The 24,849-nt window shown below is 70.9% G+C and carries 26 protein-coding genes; 15 read left to right on the forward strand and 11 right to left on the reverse strand.

Annotation, left to right across the window (positions count from 1 at the left end; genetic code table 11):
• Positions 1-18 precede the first annotated feature (18 nt).
• Both flgM and BM109_RS06995 read left to right on the forward strand, forming a co-directional pair.
• The gene (flgM, locus tag BM109_RS06990) at positions 19-327 is read left to right on the forward strand and encodes a flagellar biosynthesis anti-sigma factor FlgM (protein WP_093341650.1); all 309 of its coding nucleotides are present in this window, start codon (positions 19-21) and stop codon (positions 325-327) included.
• Between the two features lie 4 nt (positions 328-331).
• Positions 332-712 (forward strand): hypothetical protein, encoded by a 381-nt coding sequence (locus tag BM109_RS06995; RefSeq protein WP_143129102.1) that lies wholly within the window; start codon positions 332-334, stop codon positions 710-712.
• A gap of 9 nt (positions 713-721) precedes the next feature.
• Here BM109_RS06995 and BM109_RS07000 read toward each other — a convergent pair whose 3' ends face one another.
• Positions 722-1,642, reverse strand: coding sequence for an SdiA-regulated domain-containing protein (locus BM109_RS07000; RefSeq protein WP_093341654.1), 921 nt, complete (start codon positions 1,640-1,642; stop codon positions 722-724).
• A gap of 18 nt (positions 1,643-1,660) precedes the next feature.
• Complete coding sequence (locus BM109_RS07005; RefSeq protein WP_093341655.1) at positions 1,661-2,581, reverse strand: LysR family transcriptional regulator; 921 nt, start codon at positions 2,579-2,581, stop codon at positions 1,661-1,663.
• Between the two features lie 68 nt (positions 2,582-2,649).
• Here BM109_RS07005 and pdxA point away from each other — a divergent pair, with 68 nt between their 5' ends.
• Together pdxA and BM109_RS07015 are read left to right on the forward strand one after the other, a co-directional pair.
• The gene (pdxA, locus tag BM109_RS07010; RefSeq protein ID WP_256222407.1) at positions 2,650-3,687 is read left to right on the forward strand and encodes a 4-hydroxythreonine-4-phosphate dehydrogenase PdxA; all 1,038 of its coding nucleotides are present in this window, start codon (positions 2,650-2,652) and stop codon (positions 3,685-3,687) included.
• On the forward strand, positions 3,684-4,355 hold the full coding sequence (locus tag BM109_RS07015) for a 4-hydroxythreonine-4-phosphate dehydrogenase (protein WP_093341657.1): 672 nt from the start codon (positions 3,684-3,686) through the stop codon (positions 4,353-4,355). The genes pdxA and BM109_RS07015 overlap by 4 nt, the downstream gene beginning before the upstream one ends.
• Positions 4,356-4,387: 32 nt before the next feature.
• On the opposite strand, the gene BM109_RS07020 is transcribed toward BM109_RS07015, so the two are convergent.
• The 8 genes from BM109_RS07020 to flhD form a co-directional block, all read right to left on the reverse strand.
• A complete protein-coding gene (locus BM109_RS07020) occupies positions 4,388-5,110 on the reverse strand; it encodes an RNA polymerase sigma factor FliA (RefSeq protein WP_093341659.1) in 723 nt (240 codons plus the stop codon).
• 52 nt (positions 5,111-5,162) lie between these two features.
• On the reverse strand, positions 5,163-6,629 hold the full coding sequence (gene flhF / locus BM109_RS07025) for a flagellar biosynthesis GTPase FlhF (protein ID WP_093341660.1): 1,467 nt from the start codon (positions 6,627-6,629) through the stop codon (positions 5,163-5,165).
• Positions 6,626-8,698, reverse strand: a complete 2,073-nt coding sequence (gene flhA, locus BM109_RS07030; RefSeq protein WP_093341662.1) for a flagellar biosynthesis protein FlhA — start codon at positions 8,696-8,698, stop codon at positions 6,626-6,628. Before flhA ends, flhF begins: the two co-directional genes overlap by 4 nt.
• Positions 8,695-9,873 (reverse strand): EscU/YscU/HrcU family type III secretion system export apparatus switch protein, encoded by a 1,179-nt coding sequence (locus BM109_RS07035; RefSeq protein ID WP_093341663.1) that lies wholly within the window; start codon positions 9,871-9,873, stop codon positions 8,695-8,697. Before BM109_RS07035 ends, flhA begins: the two co-directional genes overlap by 4 nt.
• A gap of 15 nt (positions 9,874-9,888) precedes the next feature.
• Positions 9,889-10,908 carry a flagellar motor protein MotB gene (motB, locus tag BM109_RS07040; protein WP_093341664.1) on the reverse strand — a complete coding sequence of 340 codons (1,020 nt, stop codon included), beginning with the start codon at positions 10,906-10,908 and terminating at the stop codon, positions 9,889-9,891.
• A gap of 25 nt (positions 10,909-10,933) precedes the next feature.
• A complete protein-coding gene (gene motA, locus BM109_RS07045) occupies positions 10,934-11,791 on the reverse strand; it encodes a flagellar motor stator protein MotA (protein WP_093341666.1) in 858 nt (285 codons plus the stop codon).
• Between the two features lie 103 nt (positions 11,792-11,894).
• The gene (gene flhC, locus BM109_RS07050) at positions 11,895-12,434 is read right to left on the reverse strand and encodes a flagellar transcriptional regulator FlhC (RefSeq protein WP_093341667.1); all 540 of its coding nucleotides are present in this window, start codon (positions 12,432-12,434) and stop codon (positions 11,895-11,897) included.
• A 29-nt stretch (positions 12,435-12,463) separates the two neighbouring features.
• The gene (gene flhD / locus BM109_RS07055; protein WP_057591771.1) at positions 12,464-12,796 is read right to left on the reverse strand and encodes a flagellar transcriptional regulator FlhD; all 333 of its coding nucleotides are present in this window, start codon (positions 12,794-12,796) and stop codon (positions 12,464-12,466) included.
• Positions 12,797-13,420: 624 nt separating this feature from the next.
• Here flhD and BM109_RS07060 point away from each other — a divergent pair.
• The 4 genes from BM109_RS07060 to BM109_RS07075 all read left to right on the forward strand — a co-directional run bounded on the left by BM109_RS07060 (position 13,421) and on the right by BM109_RS07075 (position 16,993).
• Positions 13,421-14,584: a flagellin gene (locus BM109_RS07060; protein ID WP_093341669.1), complete on the forward strand. Its 1,164-nt coding sequence runs from the start codon at positions 13,421-13,423 to the stop codon at positions 14,582-14,584.
• Positions 14,585-14,710: 126 nt separating this feature from the next.
• Positions 14,711-16,159, forward strand: coding sequence for a flagellar filament capping protein FliD (gene fliD / locus BM109_RS07065; protein ID WP_093341670.1), 1,449 nt, complete (start codon positions 14,711-14,713; stop codon positions 16,157-16,159).
• Between the two features lie 98 nt (positions 16,160-16,257).
• Positions 16,258-16,674 carry a flagellar export chaperone FliS gene (gene fliS / locus BM109_RS07070; RefSeq protein WP_093341672.1) on the forward strand — a complete coding sequence of 139 codons (417 nt, stop codon included), beginning with the start codon at positions 16,258-16,260 and terminating at the stop codon, positions 16,672-16,674.
• Between the two features lie 19 nt (positions 16,675-16,693).
• Positions 16,694-16,993 (forward strand): flagellar protein FliT, encoded by a 300-nt coding sequence (locus BM109_RS07075; RefSeq protein WP_093341673.1) that lies wholly within the window; start codon positions 16,694-16,696, stop codon positions 16,991-16,993.
• Between the two features lie 73 nt (positions 16,994-17,066).
• Here the strand turns inward: BM109_RS07075 and fliE are convergent, their stop codons facing one another.
• Positions 17,067-17,384: a flagellar hook-basal body complex protein FliE gene (gene fliE, locus BM109_RS07080; RefSeq protein WP_093341675.1), complete on the reverse strand. Its 318-nt coding sequence runs from the start codon at positions 17,382-17,384 to the stop codon at positions 17,067-17,069.
• 158 nt (positions 17,385-17,542) lie between these two features.
• On the opposite strand from fliE, the gene fliF reads away from it, so the two are divergent.
• The 7 genes from fliF to fliL all read left to right on the forward strand — a co-directional run bounded on the left by fliF (position 17,543) and on the right by fliL (position 24,845).
• Entirely contained in the window at positions 17,543-19,288 is a 1,746-nt protein-coding gene (gene fliF / locus BM109_RS07085; RefSeq protein ID WP_093341676.1) for a flagellar basal-body MS-ring/collar protein FliF, read from the forward strand.
• Positions 19,289-19,303: 15 nt separating this feature from the next.
• A complete protein-coding gene (gene fliG, locus BM109_RS07090; RefSeq protein ID WP_057591764.1) occupies positions 19,304-20,296 on the forward strand; it encodes a flagellar motor switch protein FliG in 993 nt (330 codons plus the stop codon).
• Positions 20,297-20,339: 43 nt separating this feature from the next.
• Entirely contained in the window at positions 20,340-21,017 is a 678-nt protein-coding gene (locus BM109_RS07095; RefSeq protein WP_093341678.1) for a flagellar assembly protein FliH, read from the forward strand.
• Positions 21,004-22,410, forward strand: coding sequence for a flagellar protein export ATPase FliI (fliI, locus tag BM109_RS07100; RefSeq protein WP_093341679.1), 1,407 nt, complete (start codon positions 21,004-21,006; stop codon positions 22,408-22,410). Before BM109_RS07095 ends, fliI begins: the two co-directional genes overlap by 14 nt.
• Before the next feature lie 61 nt (positions 22,411-22,471).
• Positions 22,472-22,921: a flagellar export protein FliJ gene (locus BM109_RS07105; RefSeq protein ID WP_093341681.1), complete on the forward strand. Its 450-nt coding sequence runs from the start codon at positions 22,472-22,474 to the stop codon at positions 22,919-22,921.
• Positions 22,918-24,171, forward strand: coding sequence for a flagellar hook-length control protein FliK (locus tag BM109_RS41755; protein ID WP_093341682.1), 1,254 nt, complete (start codon positions 22,918-22,920; stop codon positions 24,169-24,171). Before BM109_RS07105 ends, BM109_RS41755 begins: the two co-directional genes overlap by 4 nt.
• Before the next feature lie 107 nt (positions 24,172-24,278).
• Positions 24,279-24,845: a flagellar basal body-associated FliL family protein gene (fliL, locus tag BM109_RS07115; protein WP_256222411.1), complete on the forward strand. Its 567-nt coding sequence runs from the start codon at positions 24,279-24,281 to the stop codon at positions 24,843-24,845.
• Positions 24,846-24,849 lie beyond the last annotated feature (4 nt).

Here is a 24,849-nt window from a genome sequence, read left to right on the forward strand (position 1 = left end):
CCGGGGCCAGGAGCCGCCATGAAGATCAACCCGTTGCAAGATCCCGCCGTCGCGGCCGCCACTGGCGTGGCCGCGACCGCGAAGACCGGCCGGGGCGCCACGCCCGCGGTGGCCGATGCCGGCGACGCCACCGGCACGCCGGTCAGCGTGTCGGCCTCGGCCCGCACGCTCGAGGCCGCCGCCACGGCCGGCAACGGCATCGACGCGGCGAAGGTGGCCGCGGTGCGCGCCGCCATCGCCGACGGCAGCTTCAAGGTCGACTCCGGCGCCATCGCCGACAAGCTCCTGGCCAACGCCCAGGAATTCCTGAGCCGCGCAAGGAACTGATGCCATGCCCGATACCCGTGCTTCCGCCGAGTTGTTGCTGAGCGAGGTCGAGGACCAGCTCGACCGGGTCGATGCCGGCCTGCGCTGCGACCAACCCTCGGACCTGCTGCAGGCCAGTGGCGAGCTGCGCCGCTGCGCCACCGGTTTCGCGCGCGCCCTCGAGGCCGCGCTGTCGGCCGAGGCGCTCGACGCCGAATTCCGCCGCCGCATCGAGGCCGTGGCCCAGCGGCTGTCGAACCAGCGCGACAGCGTGGCGCGCCGCACCGTCATCGTCGACCGCAGCCTGGCCTCGCTGCTGGGGCCGCGCCCCGACGCCACCTACACCATGCCCGGCGAGCGCAGGGTGTTCGCGGGCCTGCGCTCGGCCTCGATGCCGGCGCACTGACGACCAAGGCTACGAAGGCTTCGGCGCGCGCTCGAAGCGGTAGAACAGGTTGGGTTCCGACAGCAGGTAGAGCCGCCCGTCGGGCCCGACCGCCACGCCCTCGGGCTGCGGCACCTTGCGCTGCAGGCCGCCGAAGCCGCGCCACAAGGGCAGCATGCTGATCGGGCGCCCGTCGGGTGCGTACTCCACCACCAGCGCCGACTCGTCGCTCAGCAGCAGCAGGTGGCCGGTCGCATCGTGCAGCGTGACCGAGGACAGGTCGCTCATGAACAGCGAGGACGCGCGCGAGGACTGCCATTCGCTGATGTCGATGTTGAAGCCGCTGGAAGTCGTGTCGGGGTCGAGCCCGGTGATCACCAGCACGCGCATCGGCAGCTTCTCGCGCACCACGTACAGGCGCTTGTGCACGCCGTCCCAGGAGATGCCCTCGAAGCTGCTGTTGTGCAGCCGGTCGATGCCGATGCCCAGGCTCGGGCGGCCGGCCACCGACACCTGCCGCGTGTCGCGCCCGATCTGCACCCAGTACATGCGGTGGCTGTCCTCGTCGGAGATCACGTAGCGCTCGCCCTGCACGTAGGTGATGCCCTCGGGATCCTTCACGCCCTCGAGCCCGATCACGCGCAGCAGCCGGCCCTCGGTGTCGAGCTCGGCGATCTGCGGCGGGCGGTTGATCACCGTGAACAGGGTGCCGGTCTCGGTGTTGAAGGTCAGGCCCGAGGCGTTGCGCGTCAGGCCCTGGATCGGCAAGCCCTCGACCGCCACCCGGTAGTCCGGCAGCCACAGCGCGTTGTTCGCCCATTGCGCCGCGCCCAGCGTGGTGCTGAGCCAGTAGTAGCCGAGCGCGGGCACCTTGAAGTACCAGCCGAAGGCCACGCCGAATGCGAGCACGATGGCCAGGAACAGGGTCTTGCGGGATCTGGCTCGGGTCATGCGGGCGGAGTCTAGCGTTCAGACCACGGAGAGAAGCCAGTCGAGCAACTGGCGCTGCCGACCCGTCGTCGGCTTCTGCGGCGACAGCAGGAAATAGCCCGAGCCGTCCGCGACGAAGCCCAGCGGCGCCGCCAGCACGCCGCTCGCGAGGTCGTCGCAGACCAGGTGCCAGGGCCCGATCGCCACGCCGAGCCCGGCGACCGCCGCCTGCAGGCTGAAATAGAAATGCTCGAAGACCTGTTCCCTGCCGCCGGCACCGGCCGATGCGCCCTGCAGCTGCATCCACGACGGCCAGGCCTGCGGCCGCGTGCGCGTGTGCAGCCGCACCGCGTCGCGGCGCAGCGACGCTCCCGCGCCGCGGGTGTCGAAGAAGGCGTCGACCCGGCCCGGGCTGCACACGGGGCCGACCTTCTCCTCGAACAGCGGCTGTGCCTGCACGCTCGCGGGCCACTCGAAATCGTTGCGCCGGATCGCGAGGTCGATGCCGCCGTCGAAGGCGAATGGCCCGCCGCCCGCCACCAGGTGCACGGCCGCCTCGGGATGGCGCGCCTGGAAGCCGGGCCAGCGCGGGATCAGCCAGCGCATCAGCAGGGTCGGCTCGCACGAGAGCACCAGCGGCGCCTCGCGCGCCGAGTGCCGCAGCTCGCGCGTGGCGTCCTCGATCAGGCCGAAGCCCTCGTCCACCGCGCGCTGCAGCCGGCGCCCGGCCTCGGTGAGGAAGACGCCGCGGTTGCGCCGTTCGAACAGCGCCAGGCCGAGGTCGTCCTCGAGCATGCGCACGGCGCGGCTGACCGCGCCATGGGTCAGGTGCAGGCTGTCGGCGGCCTGGCTGAAGTTCTGGGTCCGGGCCGCGGCGGCGAAGCAGCGCAGCGCCATCAGGGAGGGCAGGCGCGAGGGGTTTTTCCGTGAGCCAGGCTCACCGTCGGTGTCAGCAATCATCGTTTGTCCTGGGGCGGGCATCTGCATAGATTAGAGCGTCCGGTCCCGCCGTCCACCAAGTCCCCACGATGCAAGAACTGTCAGCCCAACTCACCCAGCCCGCGCCGCCCGAGCGGCTCGCGCTGACGATGGGCGATCCCTCGGGCATCGGCCCCGAGATCGTGGCCCGCACCTTGCTGAATGCCGAGTGGGCCCGGCGCTGCGTGCTGGTCGGCGATCCGCGCGTGATGCGCCAGGCCTTCGAGGCCCTGGGCGTCGGCGCGAGGCTGCGCGTGGCGGCTTCGATCGACGACATGGCGCACGAGGTGGGCACGGTGAACCTGCTGGCCGCGTCGCGGCTCGAGGCGCTGCCGCCCGTGGGCGCCGTGCATGCGGCCAGTGGCCGGGCCGCCTTCGAGGCGATCGTGGCGGCGATAGCCCTCGCGCAAGCGGGCCGTGTCGCGGGCATCGTCACCGCGCCGATCCACAAAGAGGCGCTGGCCGCCGCCGGCCTGTGCTATCCGGGCCATACCGAGATCCTGGCCGAGCGCACCGGCTGCAAGGTCGCGATGATGCTGGCCAACGACGAACTGCGCACCGTGCTCGTGACGGTCCATTGCGCGCTGCGCGAGGCCATCGAACGCGCGGACTTCGCGGCGCAGATGTCGGCGATCCGGCTCGCGCACCAGGGCGCCCGGGCCTTCGGCATCGCCGCGCCGCGCATCGCGGTGGCCGGGCTCAATCCGCATGCGGGCGAGGGCGGTCTGTTCGGCGACGAGGAGCAACGCACCATCGCGCCCGCGATCGCCGCCGCGCGGCGCGAGGGCATCGATGCCAGCGGTCCCTGGCCCGGCGACACGGTGTTCATGCAGGCGCGCCAGGGCCGCTTCGACGTGGTGGTGGCGCAGTACCACGACCAGGGGCTGATCCCGGTCAAGTACCTCGGGCTCGACAAGGGCGTGAACATCACGCTCGGCCTGCCTTTCGTCCGCACCAGCCCCGACCACGGCACCGCCTTCGACATCGCGGGGCGCGGCATCGCCGACGCCGCCAGCCTCGAGGCCGCGCTCGACATGGCCGCGCGCCTGGCGGCCGCCAACGGCACCACGAGAAAGACCCGACCATGAGCAGCTTCGAATTCATCTTCATGCTCACGCGCCACGACCGCACCGTGACCGACGCGGCACGGCACCTGGCGACGGCGCTCGCGGCCGGCGTGCGCCACATCGGCTTCAAGGACATCGGGCTGCCGATGGCCGAGCTAGAGGGCCTGCATCGCACCCTCCGCGCACACGGCGCCTCGAGCTACCTCGAGGTGGTCTCGCTCGACCGCGACAGCGAGATCGCTTCGGTCGAGATGGCGTGCCGGCTCGGTGTCGACCATCTGCTCGGCGGCACGCATGTCGACGAGGTGCTGCCGCTGCTCGAGGGCACGGGCATCCGCTACTACCCGTTCGCGGGCCGGGTCTCGGGGCATCCGAGCGTGCTCGGCGGCTCGATCGAGGAGACCGTGGCCAGCGCCTGTGCGATCGCGAGCCGGCCCGGCGTGGCGGGGCTGGACCTGCTGGCCTACCGCGCCGCGCTCGACGTGCCGCGGCTGATGCGCGCGGTGTGCGAGGCCGCGGGCAAGCCAGTGATCGTGGCCGGGTCGATCGACACGCCGGAACGGATCGCGGCGATCCGCGCCAGCGGTGCCGCGGGCTTCACGGTGGGCACGGCGGCGCTCGACGGGCGTTTTCCGGCGACCGACCGAAGCCTCGAAAGCCAGCTCGCGGCGATCCTCGGGGCGCGATGAAAAAAGCACCGCGGCGCGGTGCTGTGTGAGCGTCAGTGCGAGCGCATCTTCGCGCGCAACCGCGCGATCGACTGGCTGTGCAGTTGCGACACGCGCGACTCGGTCACGCCGAGCACGGCCGCGATCTCCTTGAGGTTCATGTCCTGCTCGTAGTACATGCCCATGATGTGGCGCTCGCGCTCGGGCAGGCTGTCGATCGCGCCCACCAGCGCCTGGCGCAGCCGTTGGTCCTTGAGCAGGCTCATCGGGTCGGCGTCGGCATCGGCCAGGTGGCGGTCGAGAAAGCCCGATTCGCCCTCGGCGTCGGTGCCGCCGCCCATGTCCTCCAGGTACACGAGCTGGGTGCCGCGCACGCGGCCCAGCAGGCTCTGGTAGTCGGCCAGCGGCATCTCGAGCGCGTCGGCGATCTCGGACTCGGCCGGCGCGCGGCCCAGCTTCTGCTCGAGCGCGCGCACCGCCTGCTCGATCTGCTTCTGGCTCTTGCGCGAGCCGCGCGAGAGCCAGTCGCCGTCGCGCAGCTCGTCGAGCATGGCGCCGCGGATGCGCTGGGTGGCGAAGGTCTCGAACTGAACGCCCTGGCTGGCCTCGTAGCGCGACAGCGCATCGGCCAGGCCGATCATGCCGACCTGGATCAGGTCGTCGAGCTCGACGTTGGGCGGCAGCTTGGCGATCATGTGATGCGCCAGCCGGCGCACCAGCGGCACGTGCTGGCGGATCAGCGCATCGCGGTCGAGCCGGCCCTTGGGCGTGTACATCTGGGAGAGCGGGGAAGCGGCCTGCATGTCGTGTCGGGGGGCGCAACGCTCCTCAGAGTTCGCCCGCGCCCGGCGAGAAGAACAGTTCGAGGTCGGCCGGCTGCGGATCGAAGGGCGAGCGCTGCGCCGCGCGCATCGAGTCGCGCACCAGCTCGGCGGCCAGCGCCGGCTTCCAGTCCTGCGAGGTGCGCGGGCCATGGGCCACGCCGCGCAGCACCAGCTGGTGGCGGATCAGCGTGTCGAGCGCCGGGCCGAGCTTCACGGCCTCGTCGGTCTTGCTCAGCACGGCCTGGCGCGCGCCGCCGATCTTGAAGCTGGCGGCCATCTCGTCGAGCGTGTCGCCGTGCGCGCCGGCGTTGAGCACCATCAGGCGCGAGATGCCGGGCAGGTCGAGCAGGTCCAGCAGGTCGCGGCGGCGCGGATCGCGCGGCGCCAGGCCGGCGGTGTCGATCAGCACCATGCGCTTGCCGTGGAACAGCGCGAGCAGTTCCTGCAGCGCGGCGCGGTCGTGCGCGAGATGCGCCACCACGCCCATGGCGCGGCCGTGGGCGCGCAACTGCTCGTGCGCGCCCGCGCGGTGCATGTCGAGCGTGATCAGGCCGACGCTGGCCGGGCCGTGCAGCCGCGCGCACTGGGCCGCGATCTTGGCGGCGGTGGTGGTCTTGCCGACGCCGGTGGCGCCGACCAGCGCGTAGACGCCGCCTTCCTCGGCCAGCGTGGGCGCGGCGGGGTCGAGGCCGAGCATGGTTTCGAGCGCGCCCATCATGCGGCGCACCGCGCCGGCCGCGTCGTTGTCGAGCGCGATCGATTCGAGCACGCCGCGCGCGAGCGCGGGCGAGTAGCCGGCGCGCAGCAGCTTGAGCATCAGGTTCGAATGCACCGGGTTCTGCCGCGCCGGGCCGAGCCAGGCGAGGGCGTTGAAGCGGCTCTCCATCAGCGTGCGCATGGCTTGCAGCTCGGCCATCAGCGCCTGTTGGGTTTCGCTCGCGGTGTCGATCGCGGGAGCGGGCGTGGCGACGGGTGTGGGGCGGGACGTTTCGGTGGCGGCGGGGGCGGCAGTGGGCGCGAAGGCCGCGCGGACCGGCGCGGCCGATGGCGCAGCGGGTGCGGGGGCCGGCGATGCAGCCTCCTGCTGGCGCCGCAGCATGCGTTCGCGCACGTAGTCCTGGAACGACAGCGTGCTCATGCCGAGCTCGGCCACGTCGGCCTCGACGATGGCGCGCGATTCGGCGCTCGCAAGCGGGGCCGGGGCCGGTGCGGCGGGTTGCGCTTGGGCGATGGCGGGCGCGGGCACCGGCTTCGGCGGCGTCCACGCGGGCGCCGACAGCGTGCCTTGCGTGCCCTGCAGGATCGCGCGGCCGGCCTCGAGCGCGCTGAGGCTGTCCTCGGCCGCGGCCACCACTTCCACGCCGTCGTCGAGCTGGCGGTTCGAGAGGATCAGCGTGCCGTCGCCGAAGACATTGCGCGCCAGCGCCATCGCTTCGCGGGCGGTCGGTGCGGTGAAACGTTGGATGTTCATGCGGAGGCTCCTCGCAGGATCGGGCCGATGCGGATCGTGTGGGTTTCAGGAATTTCGCTGTGGCCGAGCACCTGCATGCGCGGCGCGGCGCGGCGCACCATGCGCGCGATGGCGTTGCGGATCGCGTCGGGCACCAGCAGGCAGGCCGGCACGCCTTGCTCTTCCTGCTTGAGCGCGACCTCGGCGGCGGTGCGCGTGAAGATCTCGACCACGCCCGGATCGAGCGCGGGCGCCTGGGCATTGCCCAGCGCCTGCATCAGCAGGCGCTCGAAGGCGGGCTCGATGGCGATCACGTCGAGTTCCTTCACCGGGCCGTAGATCTGCTGCACGATGGCCGGCGCCAGCGCCACGCGCACGCGGCGCGCGAGCTCGGCCGGGTCGGTGGTGCTGCCGGCATGCTCGGCCAGCGTCTCGACGATGGTGCGGATGTCGCGGATGTGCACCGACTCTTCCAGCAGCAGTTGCAGCACCTTCTGGAACGTGGACAGCGGCACCAGCTTGGGCACGACTTCCTCGATCAGCTTGGGCGCCAGTTTGTTCACGTGTTCGACCAGTTGTTGGGTTTCGGTGCGGCTCAGCAGCCGCGCCGCCTGCACCTGCATCAAATGTGACAGGTGGGTGGCCATCACGGTCTCCGAATCAACGACGGTGAAACCGCTCATTTGCGCGGCTTCCCGCTGCCGCTCCTCGATCCAGTGCGCGGGCAGGCCGAAGGCCGGGTCGGTGGTGGGCGTGCCGATCAGCGGGGTGGTGATGCCGCCCGGGTTGATCGCCAGGTACATGCCCGGATGGGCCTCGCCCTCGGCCACCACGACGCCGCGCAGGGTGACGCGGTAGCTGCTGGGCTTGAGCTCGAGGTTGTCGCGCACGTGCACCGCGGGAGGCAGGAAGCCGACCTCCTGCGCGAACTTGCGGCGCACGCCCTTGATGCGCGTGAGCAGGTCGCCCTGGCGGCTCTTGTCGACCAGCGCGATCAGGCGGTAGCCGAGCTCCAGGCCCAGCAGGTCCACCGGCTGCAGGTCGTCCCAGGTGGCCTCGGCATCGGGCGCGGGCGGTGCCGGCGGCGCGGGCGCGGCCGGCGGCGGGCGGCGCGACAGGCGCCAGGCGCCCCAGGCCAGCAGCGAGGCGATCGAGAGGAACACCACGTGCGGCATGCCGGGAATCACGCCCAGCAGGCCCAGGATGCCGGCCGTGAGGCCGAGCACGCGCGGCGAGGTCAGCAGCTGGTCGACGATCTGGCGGCCCACGTCGTCCTCGCGGCCCACGCGCGAGATCACCATCGCCGCGGCGACCGAGATCAGCAGGCCCGGCACCTGCGCCACCAGCGCGTCGCCGACCGCCAGCAGCACGTAGGTGTCGGCCGCCTTGCCGGCCGACAGGCCGTGCTGCAGCACGCCGATGGCGAAGCCGCCGACGATGCTGATCACCAGGATCAGGATGCCGGCGATGGCATCGCCGCGCACGAACTTGGAGGCACCGTCCATCGAGCCGAAGAAGTTCGCTTCCTCCGACACCTCGGCGCGGCGGCGGCGGGCCTCCTTCTCGTCGATCACGCCGGCGTTGAGGTCGGCGTCGACCGCCATCTGCTTGCCGGGCATGGCGTCGAGCGTGAAGCGCGCCGACACCTCGGCGATGCGCTCGGCGCCCTTGGTGACCACCACGAAGTTGATCACCACCAGGATCGCGAACACGATCAGGCCGACCGCGAAGTTGCCGCCGATCAGGAAGTGGCCGAAGGACTCGATCACCGCGCCCGCGGCGCCCGGGCCGGTGTGGCCCTCGAGCAGCACCACGCGCGTGGAGGCCACGTTGAGCGACAGCCGCATCAGCGTGGTCAGCAGCAGCACCGAGGGAAAGGCCGCGAAGTCGAGCGGGCGCACCATGTAGGCCGCCACCATCATCACCATCAGCGCGACCGCGATGTTGAGCGTGAAGAAGCCATCGAGCAGCCAGGGCGGGATCGGCAGCACCATCAGCGCGAGGATGGCCACCACCAGCAGCGGCGCGGCCGCGCGCTGGAACATGCCGCCGCGCTCACCGAGCCACTGGCGCAGGGCGAGCGGGTTCATGGGCGCACTCCGGCGACTGGTTCGGCGGCGGTGGTTGCCGCTGGCTTGCGGTGCGGATCGAGCTCGGGCGCCACGTAGGGATCGGGCACGCCCTGCGGCATCGGGCCCTCGCCGCGCAGCGCGGCCTTCAGGCGGTAGACATAGGCCAGCACCTGGGCCACGGCGGTGAACAGGCTCGAGGGAATGGGCTGGTCGATCTCGGCATGGGCGAACAGTGCGCGCGCGAGCATCGGCGACTGCACCACCGGGATGCCGTTGGCGTTGGCGATCTCGCGGATCTTCATCGCGAGCAGGTCGGCGCCCTTGGCCACCACCTGCGGCGCGTTCATGGTGGCCTCGTCGTAGCGCAGCGCCACCGCGTAGTGGGTCGGGTTCATCAGCACGAAGTCGGCGCGCGGCACGGCCGTGATGCTGGCGCGCTGCGAGATCGCGCGCGCCGCGCTGCGCTGGCGGCCCTTGGTGTGCGGGTCGCCGTCGGATTCCTTGTGCTCCTGCTTGAGCTCCTGGTGCGACATCTTGAGCTTCGACAGGTGGAAGAAGCGCTGCAGCGGCACGTCGATCACCGCGGTGGCGAACACCACCAGCAGCAGCAGGCCCACGCCGGTGGCGAGCCAGTCGCCGAGCGCGCGCAGCGCCGAAGGCGAGGGCTGCAGCACCACGCGCACCACCTCGCCGATCGACCCGGCCACGTAGTACCAGCCGATGGCGCCGAGGATGGCCGACAGCAGCACCAGCTTGGTCACCTGCGCGACCTGCTGGCGGCTGAACAGGTTGCCCAGGCCCTTGAACGGGCTCAGGCGCGAGAGGTCGGGCGTGATCGCCTTGGTGCTCGAGACCCAGCCGCCGACCGCGAGGCTGCCCGCGACCGCCGCGCTCAGCACGATGACCGCGAACACCACGCAGGCCACCAGGCCCAGGCCGGCGAAGGTCGACAGCCGCGACAGCATGTCGGCCGGGTCCTGCACGCTGGCCGCGTTGAAGACCAGTGCCTGCGCGAGCGTGGCGCGCAGCTGCTCGAAGGCGGTGGGCGCCAGCAGCAGCAGCGCGACCGCGCCGGTGCCCATCACCGCGAGGTGCGACAGGTCCTTCGAGCGCGGCACCTGGCCGTCGCGGCGCGCCTGGTCGATCTTGCGCTGCGAGGCGGGGAGCTGGCGGTCCTGACTGTTCGATTCCATGGCGGTGGCGCTCGCTCAGGGCTGGGCGCGGCCCGGGGTGGCGGCGGGGGCCGCGCCGGCGGGAGCGGTCGGCGCATCGGCGCCCTCGGGCTTCTTCTGTTCCTTGGCGAGCTCGGTGGCGATGGCCTTCACCGCGTCGTTGCCCTCCAGGCGCGCGTTGCCGAACAGGCGCGACTCGGCATCGCGCGTCAGCACCACGATGCTGATGCGGCGGTTCAGCGGCGCCAGCGCGTTCTTCTTGTCGAGCAGGTCGCTGGCGGCCAGGCCGACCACGCGCACCAGCTTGTCGTCGGGCATGCCGGCGGCCACCAGCTCGCGCCGCGAGGCATTGGCGCGGTCGGCCGACAGCTCCCAGTTGCCGTAGCCGCGGTCGCCGTTGCCGTAGGGCGCGGCATCGGTGTGGCCGGCCAGGCTCACGCGGTTCTCGATGTCGTTGAGCGCGCTGCCCACCGCGCGCAGGATGTCGTGCATGTAGGGCTTCACGATCGCGCTGCCGGTGTCGAACATCGGGCGGTTCTGCGCGTCGACGATCTGGATCTCGAGGCCGTCCGAGGTCACCTCGAGCTTGATCTGCGAGCGGAACTCGCGCAGCTTGGGGTTGGCGTTGATCATCTCCTCGATGCGCGCGCGCAGGGCGGCCATGCGGCGCGCGTCCTGGCGCGCCTGCTCGAGCTTGAGGCTGTTGTCCTGGCCGATCTTCTTCGGGTCCATGGTGCTGCCGTCGGTGCGGCGCACCTCGCCGGTGGTGCGCGTGAGGTCGCGCCCGCCGCCGGGCACCACGCTCGAGGCGCTGCCCGCGCCCGAGCCGCCGGCCATCTCGACCTTCATCGGCGAGTTGAAGTAGGAGGCGATGCCCTGCAGGTCGCCCTTGGCGGTCGAGCCCAGCAGCCACATCAGCAGGAAGAAGGCCATCATGGCCGTCACGAAGTCGGCGTAGGCGATCTTCCAGGCGCCGCCGTGGTGCGCATGCGTGGTCTTCTTGACCCGCTTGATGATGATCGGCTGGAGCTTGCGGGTCCCGGGCGTGGTGGCCATGGCGTTGCCTCTTGCGCTGGGCGCTCTACTTCTTCTTCACGTGGCTCTCGAGCTCGACGAAGCTCGGGCGGTCGGTCGAGAACAGCACCTTGCGGCCGAACTCGATCGCGGTCGTGGGGTTGTAGCCCTGCATGCTGGCCAGCAGGGTGGTCTTGATGCACTGCAGTTCCTTGGTGCCTTCCTCGGCCTTCTGCTCGAGCAGGCCGCCCAGCGGCTCGACGATGGCGTAGGCCAGCAGGATGCCCAGGAAGGTGCCGACCAGCGCCGAGCCGATCATGGCGCCGAGCACCGCCGGCGGCTGGCCGACCGAGCCCATCGTGTTCACCACGCCGAGCACCGCGGCCACGATGCCGAAGGCCGGCAGGCCGCCGGCCAGCCGCGCGATGGCGGCCACGGGTGCGTGCGATTCCTGGTGGTGGGTCTCGATCTCGCTGTCCATCAGCGACTCGATCTCGTGGCTGTTGAGGTTGCCCGAGGCCATCATGCGCAGGTAGTCGGTGGTGAACTCGACCACGTGGTGGTCCTTGGCCACGTTCGGGTGCTTCTGGAACAGCGGCGAATCCTGCGGCGCCTCGATGTCCTTCTCGATCGACATCAGGCCTTCCTTGCGCGCCTTCTGCAGGATGTCGTAGAGCAGCGCCATCAGCTCGAGGTAGCGTGCCTTGGTGTACTTGGAACCCTTGAGCGCGGTCGGCAGCGCCTTCAGCGTGGCCATCAGCACCTTGCGCTGGTTGTTCACCACGAAGGCGCCGAGCGCACCGCCGCCGATCACCATCAGCTCGATCGGCAGCGCATGCAGCACCACCCCGATGTTGCCGCCATGGATGATGTAGCCGCCGAAGATGCAGCCCAGCGCGACGAGGTAACCGAGGATGACGGACATGGGGCGATACGAGTTCCTGGAGCCCCTATTGGGCCTCGGAGCCGCCGCCCGCATTCCATGAAAAAAGGGCCCTGCAGGGGCCCTTATCTTCTGTTTGCCGCGCTCACTGCAGCTGGATGCCGCCCGCGCCCGCACCCTTGCCGGCGCGCGCCGGCGGTTCGCACAGGCCGCAGACGAAGTGCTGCGCGTTCTCGTAGGGCTCGGTCACGAAGTGGCCGCCGCAACGCGAGCAGGGCGTCATGGCGAGCATCTGGTTCTCCATGAAGCGCACCAGCCGCCAGGCACGCGTGATCGACAGCTGCGGCTCCAGGCCGCAGGCACCGGTCTGCTCGGTGTACAGGCCGTAGGCCTTGATCAGCGCGTCGACCGGCTCGAGCTCGCTGGTCTTGTGGAGGTAGGTGTAGATGTTGTGGAACAGCGAGGCGTGGATGTTCGGCTGCCAGGTCAGGAACCAGTCGGTCGAGAAGGGTAGCTGGCCCTTCGACGGTGACTTGCCCGCGACTTCCTTGTAGAGGCGCAGCAGCCGCTCGTACGACAGCTCGGTCTCGCTCTCCAGCACCTGCAGGCGGGCGCCCATCTCGATCAGATGGACCGCGCGCTCGATCTGCCGGGACTCGCCCAGCACGCTCTTCGGATTGGCCATGCCTTGTCAGCTCGCGAACGCGCGGCGCCTCAGTACGAGGTTTCCGCGAAGCGGCTCGACATGACGATGTTGGCGTGCAGCTTCAGCGTCTCGTCGTTGGCCGTGCGGGTGCGCACGTTGTGGTTGGTGAGCAGTCCCCAGACCATGTCGTCGGTGGCGCGGAAGCGGCACAGCAGCATGTTGCTGGAAGCCAGCTTCATGATCTGCGCCGGCGACAGCGTGTCGATGAGGTCCGCGGATTCCTCGGAAATGCCCAGCCGGAACAGGGCCTGTGCCTTGTCTTCCCGGATGAGGCTCTGTGCCAGCATCAGGTAGGTGAGGTTGGCTTCCTTGATCTCGGCGAGCAACTGTTCATTGGTCATGAGTGCCTCCTCCTAGGCGGGCAAAAGTGCCCCTTGTCGACCGTGTACTTTCAGTTTAATCACAAATGTCAGCTTCAGTAAACATTTGTTAAAAATGTACCTGAGTAGGCGGGTTCCTACAAAAAAACTTCGACCCGAAGGCATCCGATGGTAAGCGCTTGCAACCATCGCGCCCCAAGAATGTGATTTTGTTGGCTGAAATGAATACTAAGGGATGCGCGATGAAAGACTTGTTTCGACATTGATAGATAAATCTATCGAAAGTCGGACATCCATGGCTTTAGCACTGCGCTTTACAAGCTGTTAACGAGTGTGACCTGTCGTGGTGCACAGACCACGAAATCCCGTGGGGGCGAAGTTGTCTTGCGTGGTGGGGAAGCTACGTGTTTCCGTGGGGGTAACGCGCGGAACATGGTGGCCCCGGCAGCGCAATCGCTGTGGCACCCGTCTGCATCCGCTCGGAAATCTTGAGGGTGCGATCGCAAAAATAAATCGCTAAAGAGCCGGCCGGGACCCACCGAAAACCAGTGCAACGGGCCTTGCACCAGGGTTCGTCAGGCAGCCAGCGCTTCGCTGGCGCGACTTTGGCAGCGATGCCCGACTTATCAGTTTGAAGGAGCTCTCATGGCCTCGATCATCAACACCAACATCAGTTCGCTCACCGCGCAGCGCAACCTCTCGGGCAGCCAATCCTCGCTGGCCACCTCGATGCAGCGCCTGTCCTCGGGCCTGCGCATCAACAGCGCCAAGGACGACGCCGCCGGCCTCGCGATCTCCGAGCGCATGACGGCCCAGATCCGCGGCCTGACGCAAGCCGGCCGCAACGCCAACGACGGCATCTCGCTGGCGCAGACGGCCGAAGGCGCGCTGAGCACCATCGGCAACAACCTGCAGCGCATCCGCGAACTGGCCGTGCAGTCGCGCAACGCCACCAACTCGACCGAGGACCGCGCCTCGCTGCAGAAGGAAGTCACGCAGCTCAAGAGCGAAATCGACCGCGTCGCCAAGCAGACCTCGTTCAACGGCACCAAGCTGCTCGATGGCAGCTTCAGCGCCCAGTCGTTCCAGGTCGGCGCCAACCAGGGTGAGACCATCTCGATCGACTCGATCGCCAACGCCAGCATCACCTCGCTGGGCAGCTGGACCAGCGTGGACACCTACTCGGCCACGGTGACCGGCGCGGCGCCCGCGGGCTTCGGCGGCATCACTGCCAACGCCTTCACGATCAACGGCGTGGGCATCGGCGCGGTCAATGCCGGCACCGACGCCGCCACGCAAGGCGCCAACGTGGCGGCCGCCATCAACAAGAAGTCGAGCGAGACCGGCGTGGTCGCGACGGCCGCCGCCAGCGGCGCCATCACGCTGACCTCGAGCGGCAGCACGGCCATCACGGTCGGCGGTACGCTGACCAACACCGGCCTGACCGCCGGCCAGACGGCTGCGACCGTCACCGCCGCGGGCAGCGCGCAGACCGGCTTCTCCGGCCTGACGGTGGACACGGTGGACGGTGCCGACAACGCAATCCTCGCGATGGACGCCGCGCTGAAGGCGGTGAACTCCTCGCGCGCCGACCTCGGCGCGATCCAGAACCGCTTCGAATCGGTGGTCTCGAACCTCTCGACCTCGGCCGAGAACCTGACCGCTTCGCGCAGCCGCATCCAGGACGCCGACTTCGCGGCCGAAACCGCCAACCTGTCGCGCGCCCAGGTGCTGCAGCAGGCCGGCACGGCGATGGTGGCCCAGGCCAACCAGCTGCCGCAGACGGTGCTGTCGCTGCTGCGCGGCTAAGGCTGGAACAGGGGGCCGAAGGCCGGCCTCCTGCACGCTTCATCGCGGGGCGGCGAACGGACAATTCCGTTCGCCGCCCCGCGTTTTTTCCGTGGGCGCAGGCGATTCCAGCATCGGAGAAACGACATGGCCACCATCACATCGACCGGCATCGGCAGCCAGCTCGACGTCGAATCCATCATCACGCAGCTGATGGCGATCGAGAAGAAGCCGCTGACCGCGCTGCAGGGCACGGCGTCCACGCTCGACAACAAGATCTCGGCCTTCGGCACGCTGAAGTCGCAACTCTCGGCGCTGTCCGACGCGGCCACCAAGCTGGCGGCCGCCGCGACCTGGAACGCGAAGACCGCCTCGAGCTCGAACGCCACCGCGCTGAGCGCGAGCGTGACCAAGGCCGGCGACGCCGTGGCCAGCAGCTTCACCATGCAGGTGTCGCAGCTCGCGCGGGCCCAGGCCGTGTCCTCGGGTGCGGTGGCCACGGGCACCGGCTTCGGGCTCGGCACGCTGAGCATCCAGCTCGGCGACTGGAACGACACCGACGCGGGCGGCCCGAACTTCGCGGCCGGCGACAAGCCGGCGATCGACATCAGCGTGAACGAGGGCGACAGCCTCTCGGCCATCGCGGCCAAGATCAACGCCGCCGGCGCGGGCGTCAGCGCCACCGTGCTCAAGGACCTCTCGGGCGAGCGGCTGATGCTGCGCTCGGGCGCCACCGGCGAGGCCGCGGGCTTTCGCGTGACCGCGGCGCCCGTGGGCTCGGGCGACGGCGCCGACCTTGGCCTGCTGGCCTTCGACGGCTCGGTGCAGGGCATGGGGGCCAACCCGGTGCAGTACGCGCGCAATGCCGAGGCCACCATCAACGGCGTGGCGATCCGCTCGGACAGCAACGTGCTGGCCGACACCGTGCCGGGCCTGAGCCTCACGCTGTCGCAGGTGACGACGGCGCCGGTCGAGATCGCCGTGACCACCGACACCTCGGGCCTGCGCAGCACGATCCAGGCCTTCGTGACGGCCTACAACACGATGAACCAGACGCTGAACTCGGCCACCGCCTACGACGCGGCGAGCAAGACCGCGGCGCTGCTGCAGGGCGACTCCACCGCCGTGAGCCTGCAGAACGCACTGCGTAGCCTGGTCGGCGCGCCCTCGGGCGGCGGCGCGATCCAGCGCCTGAGCGACCTCGGCATCACGGTCGCCAAGGACGGCGCGGGCAACCTCGCGCTCGACACTGCCAAGCTCGACACGGCGCTGAAGAACCCGGCCGCCGTGCAGCAGTTCTTCGCCGCGCCGCAGAACACCGTGGACTCCAGCGCCACCGGCTTCGCCACGCGGCTGTCGGCCTTCACCCAGGCGGCCGTGGCCACCGACGGCACGCTCGACACCCGCACCCAGTCGCTCAAGGCCCAGCGCAAGGACAACGACAAGAGCCAGGACAACCTCAACGACCGGCTGACCCTGACCGAGAAGCGGCTGCGCGCGCAGTACACGGCGCTGGACACCAAGATGGCCTCGCTGACCGCGCTCAACACCTACATCTCCCAGCAGGTGGCGCAGTGGAACAAGTCCACCAGCTGAGGCGCGAGATCGGGCGCGCGCGCCGGGCCCGCGGGCCTCAACTTCCGCACCGGAATGCCGATAAAGAAGGCATAGACACCGGAACAGGAAGCCGCACCATGTACACCTCGCCCGCAGCCCGCGCCGCCAAGGCCTACTCCAGAGTGGGCGCCGAATCGGGCGTGGACGCCTCGACCTCCCCGCACCGGCTCATCGAACTGCTGTTCGACGGCCTGCTGCAGTCGATCCACGCCGCCAGCGGCGCGCTGGCGCGCGGCGACATCGCGCTCAAGGGCCAGCAGATCATGCGGGCGGTGCGATTCCTCGAAGAGGGCCTCAAGGGTGGGCTCGACGAGGCCCGGGGTGGAGAACTCGCGGTTACACTCCGCGCGTTGTACGACTATTGCATCAACCGCCTGACGGTCGCCAACCTCCGCAACGACGGGGCGGCCCTGGCGGAAGTGGCCTCGCTGATCGCACCGGTCGCACAGAGCTGGAAACAGATCGGGCCGTCCCAGCCCGTGCAGGCCGCCTGAGGCGTCCTTGGAGTCCTTCATGCAAGAGCGACTGCTCGACTACTACAAAGCGATCGAAGCCGCGAGCAAGCAGATGCTCGAGGCCGCCCGCATGGAAGACTGGGAAGGCGTGGTGCGCTGCGAAGGCGCCTGCGCCGTGCTGATCGAGCAGTTGCGCTTCAAGGCCACCACCCTCGAACTGCCGCGCACCGACCGCGCCGAGAAGACCCGCGTGATGCAGCGCATCCTGCGCAACGATGCCGAGATCCGGCTGCTGGCCGAGCCGTGGATCGCCGACCTCGACCACCTGTTCGATTCGCGGCTGCAGCTGATCCACTGAAGAAGAAGGACCGACACCGCCGGCAAGGCGGTGGCACGGTCCGGCAAGACGGACGGGCAGGGCGCCCGTCGCCTCACACCTGCATGTTCATGATGTCGCTGTAGGCCTGCACCATGCGGTTGCGCACGTGCATCGTGGCCTGGAAGCCGATCTGCGCCTTCTGGATCGCGACCATGGTCTGCTCCAGGCTGACGTTCGGGTTCTCGAGCTGAACCTCGCGCTGCAGCGCGCCGGCCTGGTTCTGGGCCGCGCTCACCGACTGCAGCGCGCCCGAGAGCGCCCCGGCAAAGCCGCCGCCGCTGCCCTCGGCGGCCGAGGGCGCGGTGCGCGCCGTGCGCGCGAAAGCCTGCGCCGGGGTGGGCGAAGTCAGCGGTGCGAGTCGGAGGTCCATGGGCACCGATGCTACGGGCGCTCGGCCGCTCGCGATCGCGGGGAAATGGGCAGGAAAGCAGCCCTTTATCGGGCTTATGTGGGACGGGGCCGGCCCGAATAATCGCAGCGAGCACGAAGCGCCTTCCGCGCCGTGCGAACACCCGCACCGCCGAGCCCATGTCCACCGCCGTCGCCGAACTTCCCGCCGCCCAGCCCGCGTCCCTTGCCGCCCCGGCCTGGCAGGGCCGCCTCGCGTCGCTCGACCGGCGCCAGCGCCTGCGGCTGGCGATCGGTGCCGCGCTGCTGGTGGCGCTGGCCGTGGCCGCCATCGTGATGGGCCGCCAGGCCGACTGGCGCGTGCTCTACGCCAACCTCGGCGACAAGGACGGCGGCGCGATCGTCGCCCAGCTCGCCCAGATGAACGTGCCCTACAAGTACACCGAGGGCGGCGGCGCCGTGATGGTGCCGGCCGACAAGGTGCACGACGTGCGCCTGCGCCTGGCCTCGCTGGGCCTGCCCAAGGGCTCGGTGGCCGGCTTCGAGCTGATGGAGAACAACCGCTTCGGCATGACCCAGTTCCAGGAGAAGCTGAGCTTCCAGCGCGGCCTCGAGGGCGAGCTCACGCGCTCGATCCAGGGCCTGGCCTCGGTGCAGAGCGCGCGCGTGCACCTGGCGCTGCCGAACCAGAACGGCTTCTTCCGCGAGCAGCAGAAGCCCTCGGCCTCGGTGCTGCTGACCTTGCACCCGGGCCGCACGCTCGAGCGCAACCAGATCGCGGGCATCGTGCACCTGGTGGCCTCCAGCGTGCCCGAGCTCGCGCCCTCGGCCGTGAGCGTGGTCGACGACAGCGGCAAGCTGCTGTCGCAGACCGGCGACGGTGCCACGGGCGGCGCGGGTGCCGGCGAGGGCCAGCAACTGCAGTACGTGCAGCAGATCGAGCAGCAGTACATGCGCCGCATCCTCGACATCCTCGAGCCGGTGGTGGGGCGCCAGAACGTGAAGGCGCAGGTCACGGCCGACGTGGACTTCTCGCAGAGCGAGGCGACCATGGAGGAGCACCGCCCGAACCAGGCGGCCGAGGCCGGCGCCGTGCGCAGCCAGCAGACGGTGGAGACCACCGGCCCCGGCGCGGCCGGCGCCACGCCGCCCGCGGGCGTGCCCGGCGCGACCTCGAACCAGCCGCCCGGTGCCTCGTCGGCGCCGGTCAACGGGCCGGCCGCGGCGCTCGCGCCCACCGGTGCGGCGGCCGCGGGTGCCGCGGCCCAGCGTCCGCCGGGCAAGCGCGAGTCCACCATCAACTACGAGGTCGACAAGACCGTGAAGACCGTGCGCAGCGCCAGCGGCCAGATCCGCCGGCTCAGCGCGGCGGTGGTCGTCAACTACCAGGGCGTGGCCGATGCCGCGGGCAAGGTGGTGCCGACCGCGCTGTCGGCGCAGCAGGTCGAGCAGATGACGGCGCTGGTGCGCGAGAGCATCGGCTTCAACAAGGAGCGCGGCGACTCGGTGAACCTGATGAACACGCCGTTCCTGGTCGACGCGCCGGTGCAGGTCGAGCTGCCGCTGTGGAAGCGCCCCGAAACGCTCGAGCTGGCGCGCAGCTTCGCCTGGCCCGTGGGGCTGGTGCTGATCGGCGCGATCGTGCTGCTGGGCATGGTGCGCCCCGGCCTCAAGGCCATGGCCGCGGCCAAGCCGCTGCCCGGCAGCACCACGCCGGCGCTCGGTGGTCCCGCCGCCGGCAGCCAGCTCAACGCGATGGTGGCCGACACGCCCGAGCGTCCCGCGCTCGGCGCGCCCGAGGCGGTGGCCGTGCCCTCGCCGCAGGAGCAGGTGCCCGAGCAGATGCGCCTGGAAGGCGCGCGCCAGATGGCGCGGCAGAACCCGGTGGCGGTGGCGAACATCGTCAAGACCTGGGTTCACGGCTGACCGGAACGAACGCGCATGGACGAACAGGGACTCAACGACGCGGCGATCCTCCTGATGTCGCTCGGCGAACAGGAAGCCGGCGAGGTGCTGCGGCACCTGTCGCCGCGGGAGGTGCAGAAGATCGGCGAGACGATCGCCAAGACCCGCGCCGTGTCGCGCGAGCGGCTCGGCGAGGTGGCGGACCGCTTCATCACCGCCACCGCGGGCCAGAGCCTGTTCGCGGCCGACACCGGCGACTACGTGCGCTCGGTGATGCGCCACGCGCTCGGCGAGGAGAAGGCCTCGATCCTGGTCGACCGCATCCTGCAGACCGCCGACCTCAGCGGCATCGAGAACCTCAAGTGGATGGACGCGCCCTCGGTGGCCGAGGTGCTCAAGCTCGAGCATCCGCAGATCGTGGCCGCGATCCTGGTGCACCTTGAGCCCGAGCACGCCTCGGCGATCCTGCTGCAGCTGCCCGACCTGCAGCGCGCCGAGGTGCTGCTGCGCGTCGCCACGCTCGAGGGCATCCAGCCGGCCGCGCTCGAAGACCTCAACGAGGTGATGTTCCGCGTGCTCTCGGGCGGCGCCAAGGTGCGCAAGCCTTCGCTGGGCGGACCGCGCACGGCCGCCGGCATGATCAACCTGCTGGGCAGCGGCGCCGATGCGCAGGCCATCGCGGCGATCCGCAACCACGATGCCGAGCTGGCGCAGCAGATCGCCGACCTGACCTTCGTCTTCGACGACGTGATGAAGCTCGACGACAAATCGCTGCAGCTGGTGATGAAGGAGATCGCGTCCGAGACGCTGATCGTCGCGCTCAAGGGCGCGGCGCCGCCGCTGCGCGACAAGTTCCTCTCGAACATGTCCTCGCGCGCGGCCGAGGCGCTGCGCGAGGACCTCGAGGCGCGCGGGCCGCTGCGGCTGTCCGAGGTCGAGGCGCAGCAGAAGGAAATCCTCAAGGCGCTGCGCCGGCTCGCCGACGAAGGCCAGATCATGCTGGGCGGTGGCGATGGCGGGTTCGTCTGATGGGCGCACGCATGACGCTGGCTGAAACGACGGAGGTCCGGGCGTGAGCCGCGGCGCCTTCATTCGCGGCGAGGACGTTGCGCGCTTCGCGCGCTGGCAGTTCGCCGCCGTCGGCGCCGAGGGCAACGTGCTCGGCGGCGTGGTCGATCCCGAGGCGATCGAGGAGGCGCGCCAGCAGGGCCGCGACGAAGGCTATGCGGCCGGCCGCGCGGCCGCGCAGGCCGAGGCGCGCGAACAGATGGAGGCCTACCAGGCCAACGAGGGCCTGGAGGCCGCGCAGCGCGTGGCCGCCTTGCTCGCAAGCGCCGAAGCGCAGCTGGCCGAGGTGCAGCAGGAGCTCGCGCGCGGCACGCTCGAGATCGCCTGCGCGCTCGCGCGCCAGGTGCTGCGCCAGGAGATCGCGACCCGGCCGGCCGTGCTCGAGCCGGTGGTGCGCGAGGCGCTCGCCATGCTCGCGGTCGACGGCAAGGCCAGCACCGTGCGGCTGTCGCCGGCCGATTTCGAGAGGCTCGGCGTCGCGCTGCGCGCCGAGTTCGAGGGCCAGTCCGTGAGCGTGGTGGCCGATGCGGGCATCGCGCCCGGCGACTGCCTGGTCGAATCGGCCGGCACCGTCATCGACGGCGGCGTGGCCACGCGCTGGTCGCGCGCGGTCGCGGCGCTGGGCCTGGCGATGCCGTGGCAGGACGACGCGGCCCCGAAGGACCCGGATGCGGCTGGCTGACCCGCTCGACTGGCGCCAGTTCATGGCCGACGCGCAGGCGCGGCTGGCGCACGATGCCGGCCTCGAGGCGCGCGGCACGCTGACCCGGCTCACCGGCCTGGTGCTCGAGGCCTCGGGCATCCGCGCGCCCGTGGGCTCGCAGTGCCTGGTGCGCATGGGCAGCCAGCCCGCGGTGCTGGCCGAGGTGGTGGGTTTCTCGAACGACCGCGCCTTCCTGATGCCGGCCGGCGAGGTGCAGGGCCTGTCGAGCGGCGCCAGCGTGGTGCCCGCCGCGCCCTATGTGCCGGTGCCGCGGCTCGGCGAGGCCGATCCCGGCATCGCGCCGCGCGTGGGCGCGCTGCGCCTGCCGCTGGGCGACGGCCTGCTGGGTCGTGTGGTCGATCCGCAGGGCCATGTGCTCGACGACCTGGGCCCTTTGACCGAGGTCAGCGCCGAGCCGCTGGACCGCGCGCCGATCAACGCCATGGACCGCGACCCGGTGCGCGAGCCGCTCGATACCGGCGTGCGTGCGATCAATGCCTTGCTGACCGTCGGGCGTGGCCAGCGCATCGGCCTGTTCGCCGGCTCGGGCGTGGGCAAGAGCGTGCTGCTCGGCATGATGGCGCGCTACACCGCGGCCGACGTGATCGTGGTCGGCCTGATCGGCGAGCGCGGCCGCGAGGTGAAGGAATTCATCGAGGACATCCTCGGCCCCGAGGGCCGCGCGCGCTCGGTGGTGGTGGCCGCGCCGGCCGATTCGCCGCCGCTGCTGCGCATGCAGGGCGCGAGCTATGCCACCGCGGTGGCCGAGCATTTCCGCGACCAGGGGCTGCACGTGCTGCTGCTGATGGATTCGCTCACGCGCTATGCGATGGCGCAGCGCGAGATCGCGCTGGCGATCGGCGAGGCGCCGGCCACCAAGGGCTATCCGCCCTCGTGCTTCGCCAAGCTGCCGCGGCTGGTGGAGCGCAGCGGCAACGGCCTCAACGGCGTGGGCTCGATCACCGCCTTCTACACCGTGCTGTCGGAGGGCGACGACCAGCAGGACCCGATCGCCGACGCGGCGCGCGCCATCCTCGACGGCCACATCGTGCTGTCGCGCGCGCTGGCGGAGGAAGCGCATTTCCCGGCCATCGACATCGAGCAGTCGGCCTCGCGCGTGATGCACAACGTGGCCTCGGCCGGCCACCTCGAATGCGCGCGCCACTTCCGCGCCATCTATTCGCGCTACCGCAAGAGCCGCGACCTGGTGCGCGTGGGCGCCTATGCCGCGGGCAGCGACCCGGCGCTCGACCAGGCGATCCGGCTGCAGCCCGCGATGACCGCGTTCCTGCAGCAGCGCATGCACGAGAGCGCGCCCTTCGATGTCAGCCTCGGCGGCATGGCCGACGTGCTCGAGGGCCGGCAGCCATGAGCGCCGCGCCGGGCCGCCCCAAGCAAGCTCGCACCGCAGTGCGAAGCACGAAGGTACTTCGATGAGCGGTCTAGAGATTGCCGCCGACATGGCGCGCGACCGGCGCGATGCCGCGGTGCAGCTGCTCGCGCAGGCGCGGCAGAAGTGGCTCGCGGGCCAGGTGCAGCTCGACCAGCTCGAGAGCTACGCGCAGGAATGCACCGCGCGCTGGGCCACGCGCTCGCTCAACTGCACGCCCGAGCTGATGCGCCACCACTACCAGTTCATGGAGCGGCTCGACCATGCGATCGCGCTGCAGACCGGCATCGTGCGCGAGCTCGGCCAGGGCGTGGAGCGCGCGGCCGTGCCGGTGCGCGAGGCCGAGGCACGACTCGAGAGCCTGCGCCAACTGGTGCAGGCGCGCGAACGCGAGCTGCAGCTGCAGGCCGACCGGCGCGCGCAGAAGCAGACGGACGAACAGGCGGCGCTGCAGCACCGCCGACACCAGGAACGCACGGAGGAATGGCGATGAGCGTCGAAGTCGCGCGCACGGGCGCCGATCCCTTGCTGCCCGCGCGTGCGCCGGCCGCGCGCGAGCAAGGCGGCGCGGCCGATGCCTTCGACCGGGCGCTCGAGGGCGCGAATGAGTCCCAGGCCTCGGAGGCGGCGGAAGCGGCCGGCGAGGAGGGCGCTTCGAGGCCCGTGAAGACACCCACCGCGGGTGCCGCGAACGAGGACGAGAAGGCCGACGAGGCGCTTGCCGGCGCGCCCGTGCCCGCAACCACGCAGCCGGCCGTCGAGCCCTGGATGCTGCTGGCGCAGGGCGCCTTCGTTAGCCGCGAGGGCAAGGCGGGGGACGCGCTCGTCGCCACGGCCGAGGCCGCTGTCGATGCCGTGAACGGCGCCGGAGCGGGACCGAAGCCCGCCAAGGGCATGCCCGCGTTGCCGACGACGCCTGGCACCACGCAGGACGCCGCTGTCGATGTGCCCGCCGCGCCCGCCGCCAGGCCGAATGCCACGGCGACCGCGCGCAGCACGGCGCAGCGCCTGGCGAACCTGGCGGCGGCCGATGCCGCGGCCGCGCCGCCGCGCACCGCGCCATCGCAGACCCTGCCGCCGAAGGAAGAACTCGCCGCCGCCTCGCTGTCCGCGCAGGCGCGAACGATCCAGGCCGCGGTGACGGAAACCGTCGCCACCGTGGCCGCGCCGCGCCGCGCCGAGCGAAGCACCGAGCGCGGCAGCGCGACCGGCACGCTCGCCGATCCCGGCAGCGCGACGGCGGGCGCGTCCTCCTCCGCCTCGACATCGTCGGCCTGGATGGCGCCCGTCGATGCCGCGTCCGCCGCCGCCTCGGCCGGTGGCGCCGTGCTCGCCGACCGCATGACCGAGCAGGTCAGCTGGTGGCTGGCGCAGAAGTCGCAGGGCGCCGAGGTCTCGCTCGAGCTCGCGCCGGGCCAGACCGTGTCGTTCAGCGTGCAGGTGCAGGGCAACGAGGCGCAGATCGCGTTCCGCAGCGACCAGCCCGAGGTGCGCCAGATGCTGGGCCAGGCCGCGGCGCAGCTCAAGGATCTGTTCGGACAGGAGGGGCTGCTGCTGTCGGGCGTGACCGTGGATGCGCAGTCCGCGGGCACGCAGCAGCGCGGCGAGGGCGAAGGGCGGCCCGATGCGCGCGGCGTGGTGCGCGGCGTCGCGCGGCTCGGCGCGGCCTCCGCCTCGGCGCCCGCGCCGGTCGTTGCGCGTGCGTCGCTGCCGGCGGGGCGCGCGCTCGATCTGTACGTCTGAGCGGTTTTCCCCCCTTTTTTCCGGCCCTTCCCGCGGCCCTCGCGATCGAATAATCGACCGCACGAGGACGGCGATGGCCGCCGTCCGTGCCCCCAAGGAAATCCACCGTGTCCGCCAAAGCCGCCGACTCCGCCACGGCCACCGCCGCGCCGCCGCCCAAGGGCCGGATGAAGCTCGTCCTGGGCATCGTCGTCGCCGTGCTGCTGGCCGGCGGCGCGGCCGCGGGCGGTACCTGGTTCTTCCTCAACAAGACCGGCGCCGCGGCACCGGCCGCCGCCGCCGATGCGGAACCCGAGCCCGATGCCAAGCATGCGGACGCCACCTACCTCGCGCTCGAGAACCTGATCGTGAACCTGGCCGACCCGGGCGGCGAACGCGTCGCGCAGATCGGCATGACGCTCGACGTGCGGGACGAGAAGACCGCCGCGCGGCTGAAGACGCTGATGCCCGTGGTGCGCAGCCGGATGCTGATGCTGGTGTCGCAGCGCACCTCCGAGGAACTGCTCAAGCGCGACGGCAAGGAGAAGCTGGCCGAGGACGTGATGATCGAGGTGACGCGTGTGCTCAACCCCGACGCGGCGCGCGCCATCGACGACGAGGCGCCGCGCGCGCGCAAGCCGCGCGCGAACGGCCCGGTGCGCGGCGTGCTGTTCTCCAGCTTCATCGTGCAGTGAGCCC

The sequence above is a fragment of the Variovorax sp. PDC80 genome (assembly GCF_900115375.1).
Taxonomy (GTDB): Bacteria; Pseudomonadota; Gammaproteobacteria; order Burkholderiales; family Burkholderiaceae_C; genus Variovorax.

Coding starts and splice junctions, on each gene's coding strand:
- flgM (WP_093341650.1), top strand. CDS start 19: ATGAAGATCAACCCGTTGCAAGATCCCGCCGTCGCGGCCGCCACTGGC.
- BM109_RS06995 (WP_143129102.1), top strand. CDS start 332: ATGCCCGATACCCGTGCTTCCGCCGAGTTGTTGCTGAGCGAGGTCGAG.
- BM109_RS07000 (WP_093341654.1), bottom strand. CDS start 1,642: ATGACCCGAGCCAGATCCCGCAAGACCCTGTTCCTGGCCATCGTGCTC.
- BM109_RS07005 (WP_093341655.1), bottom strand. CDS start 2,581: ATGATTGCTGACACCGACGGTGAGCCTGGCTCACGGAAAAACCCCTCG.
- pdxA (WP_256222407.1), top strand. CDS start 2,650: ATGCAAGAACTGTCAGCCCAACTCACCCAGCCCGCGCCGCCCGAGCGG.
- BM109_RS07015 (WP_093341657.1), top strand. CDS start 3,684: ATGAGCAGCTTCGAATTCATCTTCATGCTCACGCGCCACGACCGCACC.
- BM109_RS07020 (WP_093341659.1), bottom strand. CDS start 5,110: ATGTACACGCCCAAGGGCCGGCTCGACCGCGATGCGCTGATCCGCCAG.
- flhF (WP_093341660.1), bottom strand. CDS start 6,629: ATGAACATCCAACGTTTCACCGCACCGACCGCCCGCGAAGCGATGGCG.
- flhA (WP_093341662.1), bottom strand. CDS start 8,698: ATGAACCCGCTCGCCCTGCGCCAGTGGCTCGGTGAGCGCGGCGGCATG.
- BM109_RS07035 (WP_093341663.1), bottom strand. CDS start 9,873: ATGGAATCGAACAGTCAGGACCGCCAGCTCCCCGCCTCGCAGCGCAAG.
- motB (WP_093341664.1), bottom strand. CDS start 10,908: ATGGCCACCACGCCCGGGACCCGCAAGCTCCAGCCGATCATCATCAAG.
- motA (WP_093341666.1), bottom strand. CDS start 11,791: ATGTCCGTCATCCTCGGTTACCTCGTCGCGCTGGGCTGCATCTTCGGC.
- flhC (WP_093341667.1), bottom strand. CDS start 12,434: ATGGCCAATCCGAAGAGCGTGCTGGGCGAGTCCCGGCAGATCGAGCGC.
- flhD (WP_057591771.1), bottom strand. CDS start 12,796: ATGACCAATGAACAGTTGCTCGCCGAGATCAAGGAAGCCAACCTCACC.
- BM109_RS07060 (WP_093341669.1), top strand. CDS start 13,421: ATGGCCTCGATCATCAACACCAACATCAGTTCGCTCACCGCGCAGCGC.
- fliD (WP_093341670.1), top strand. CDS start 14,711: ATGGCCACCATCACATCGACCGGCATCGGCAGCCAGCTCGACGTCGAA.
- fliS (WP_093341672.1), top strand. CDS start 16,258: ATGTACACCTCGCCCGCAGCCCGCGCCGCCAAGGCCTACTCCAGAGTG.
- BM109_RS07075 (WP_093341673.1), top strand. CDS start 16,694: ATGCAAGAGCGACTGCTCGACTACTACAAAGCGATCGAAGCCGCGAGC.
- fliE (WP_093341675.1), bottom strand. CDS start 17,384: ATGGACCTCCGACTCGCACCGCTGACTTCGCCCACCCCGGCGCAGGCT.
- fliF (WP_093341676.1), top strand. CDS start 17,543: ATGTCCACCGCCGTCGCCGAACTTCCCGCCGCCCAGCCCGCGTCCCTT.
- fliG (WP_057591764.1), top strand. CDS start 19,304: ATGGACGAACAGGGACTCAACGACGCGGCGATCCTCCTGATGTCGCTC.
- fliI (WP_093341679.1), top strand. CDS start 21,004: ATGCGGCTGGCTGACCCGCTCGACTGGCGCCAGTTCATGGCCGACGCG.
- BM109_RS07105 (WP_093341681.1), top strand. CDS start 22,472: ATGAGCGGTCTAGAGATTGCCGCCGACATGGCGCGCGACCGGCGCGAT.
- BM109_RS41755 (WP_093341682.1), top strand. CDS start 22,918: ATGAGCGTCGAAGTCGCGCGCACGGGCGCCGATCCCTTGCTGCCCGCG.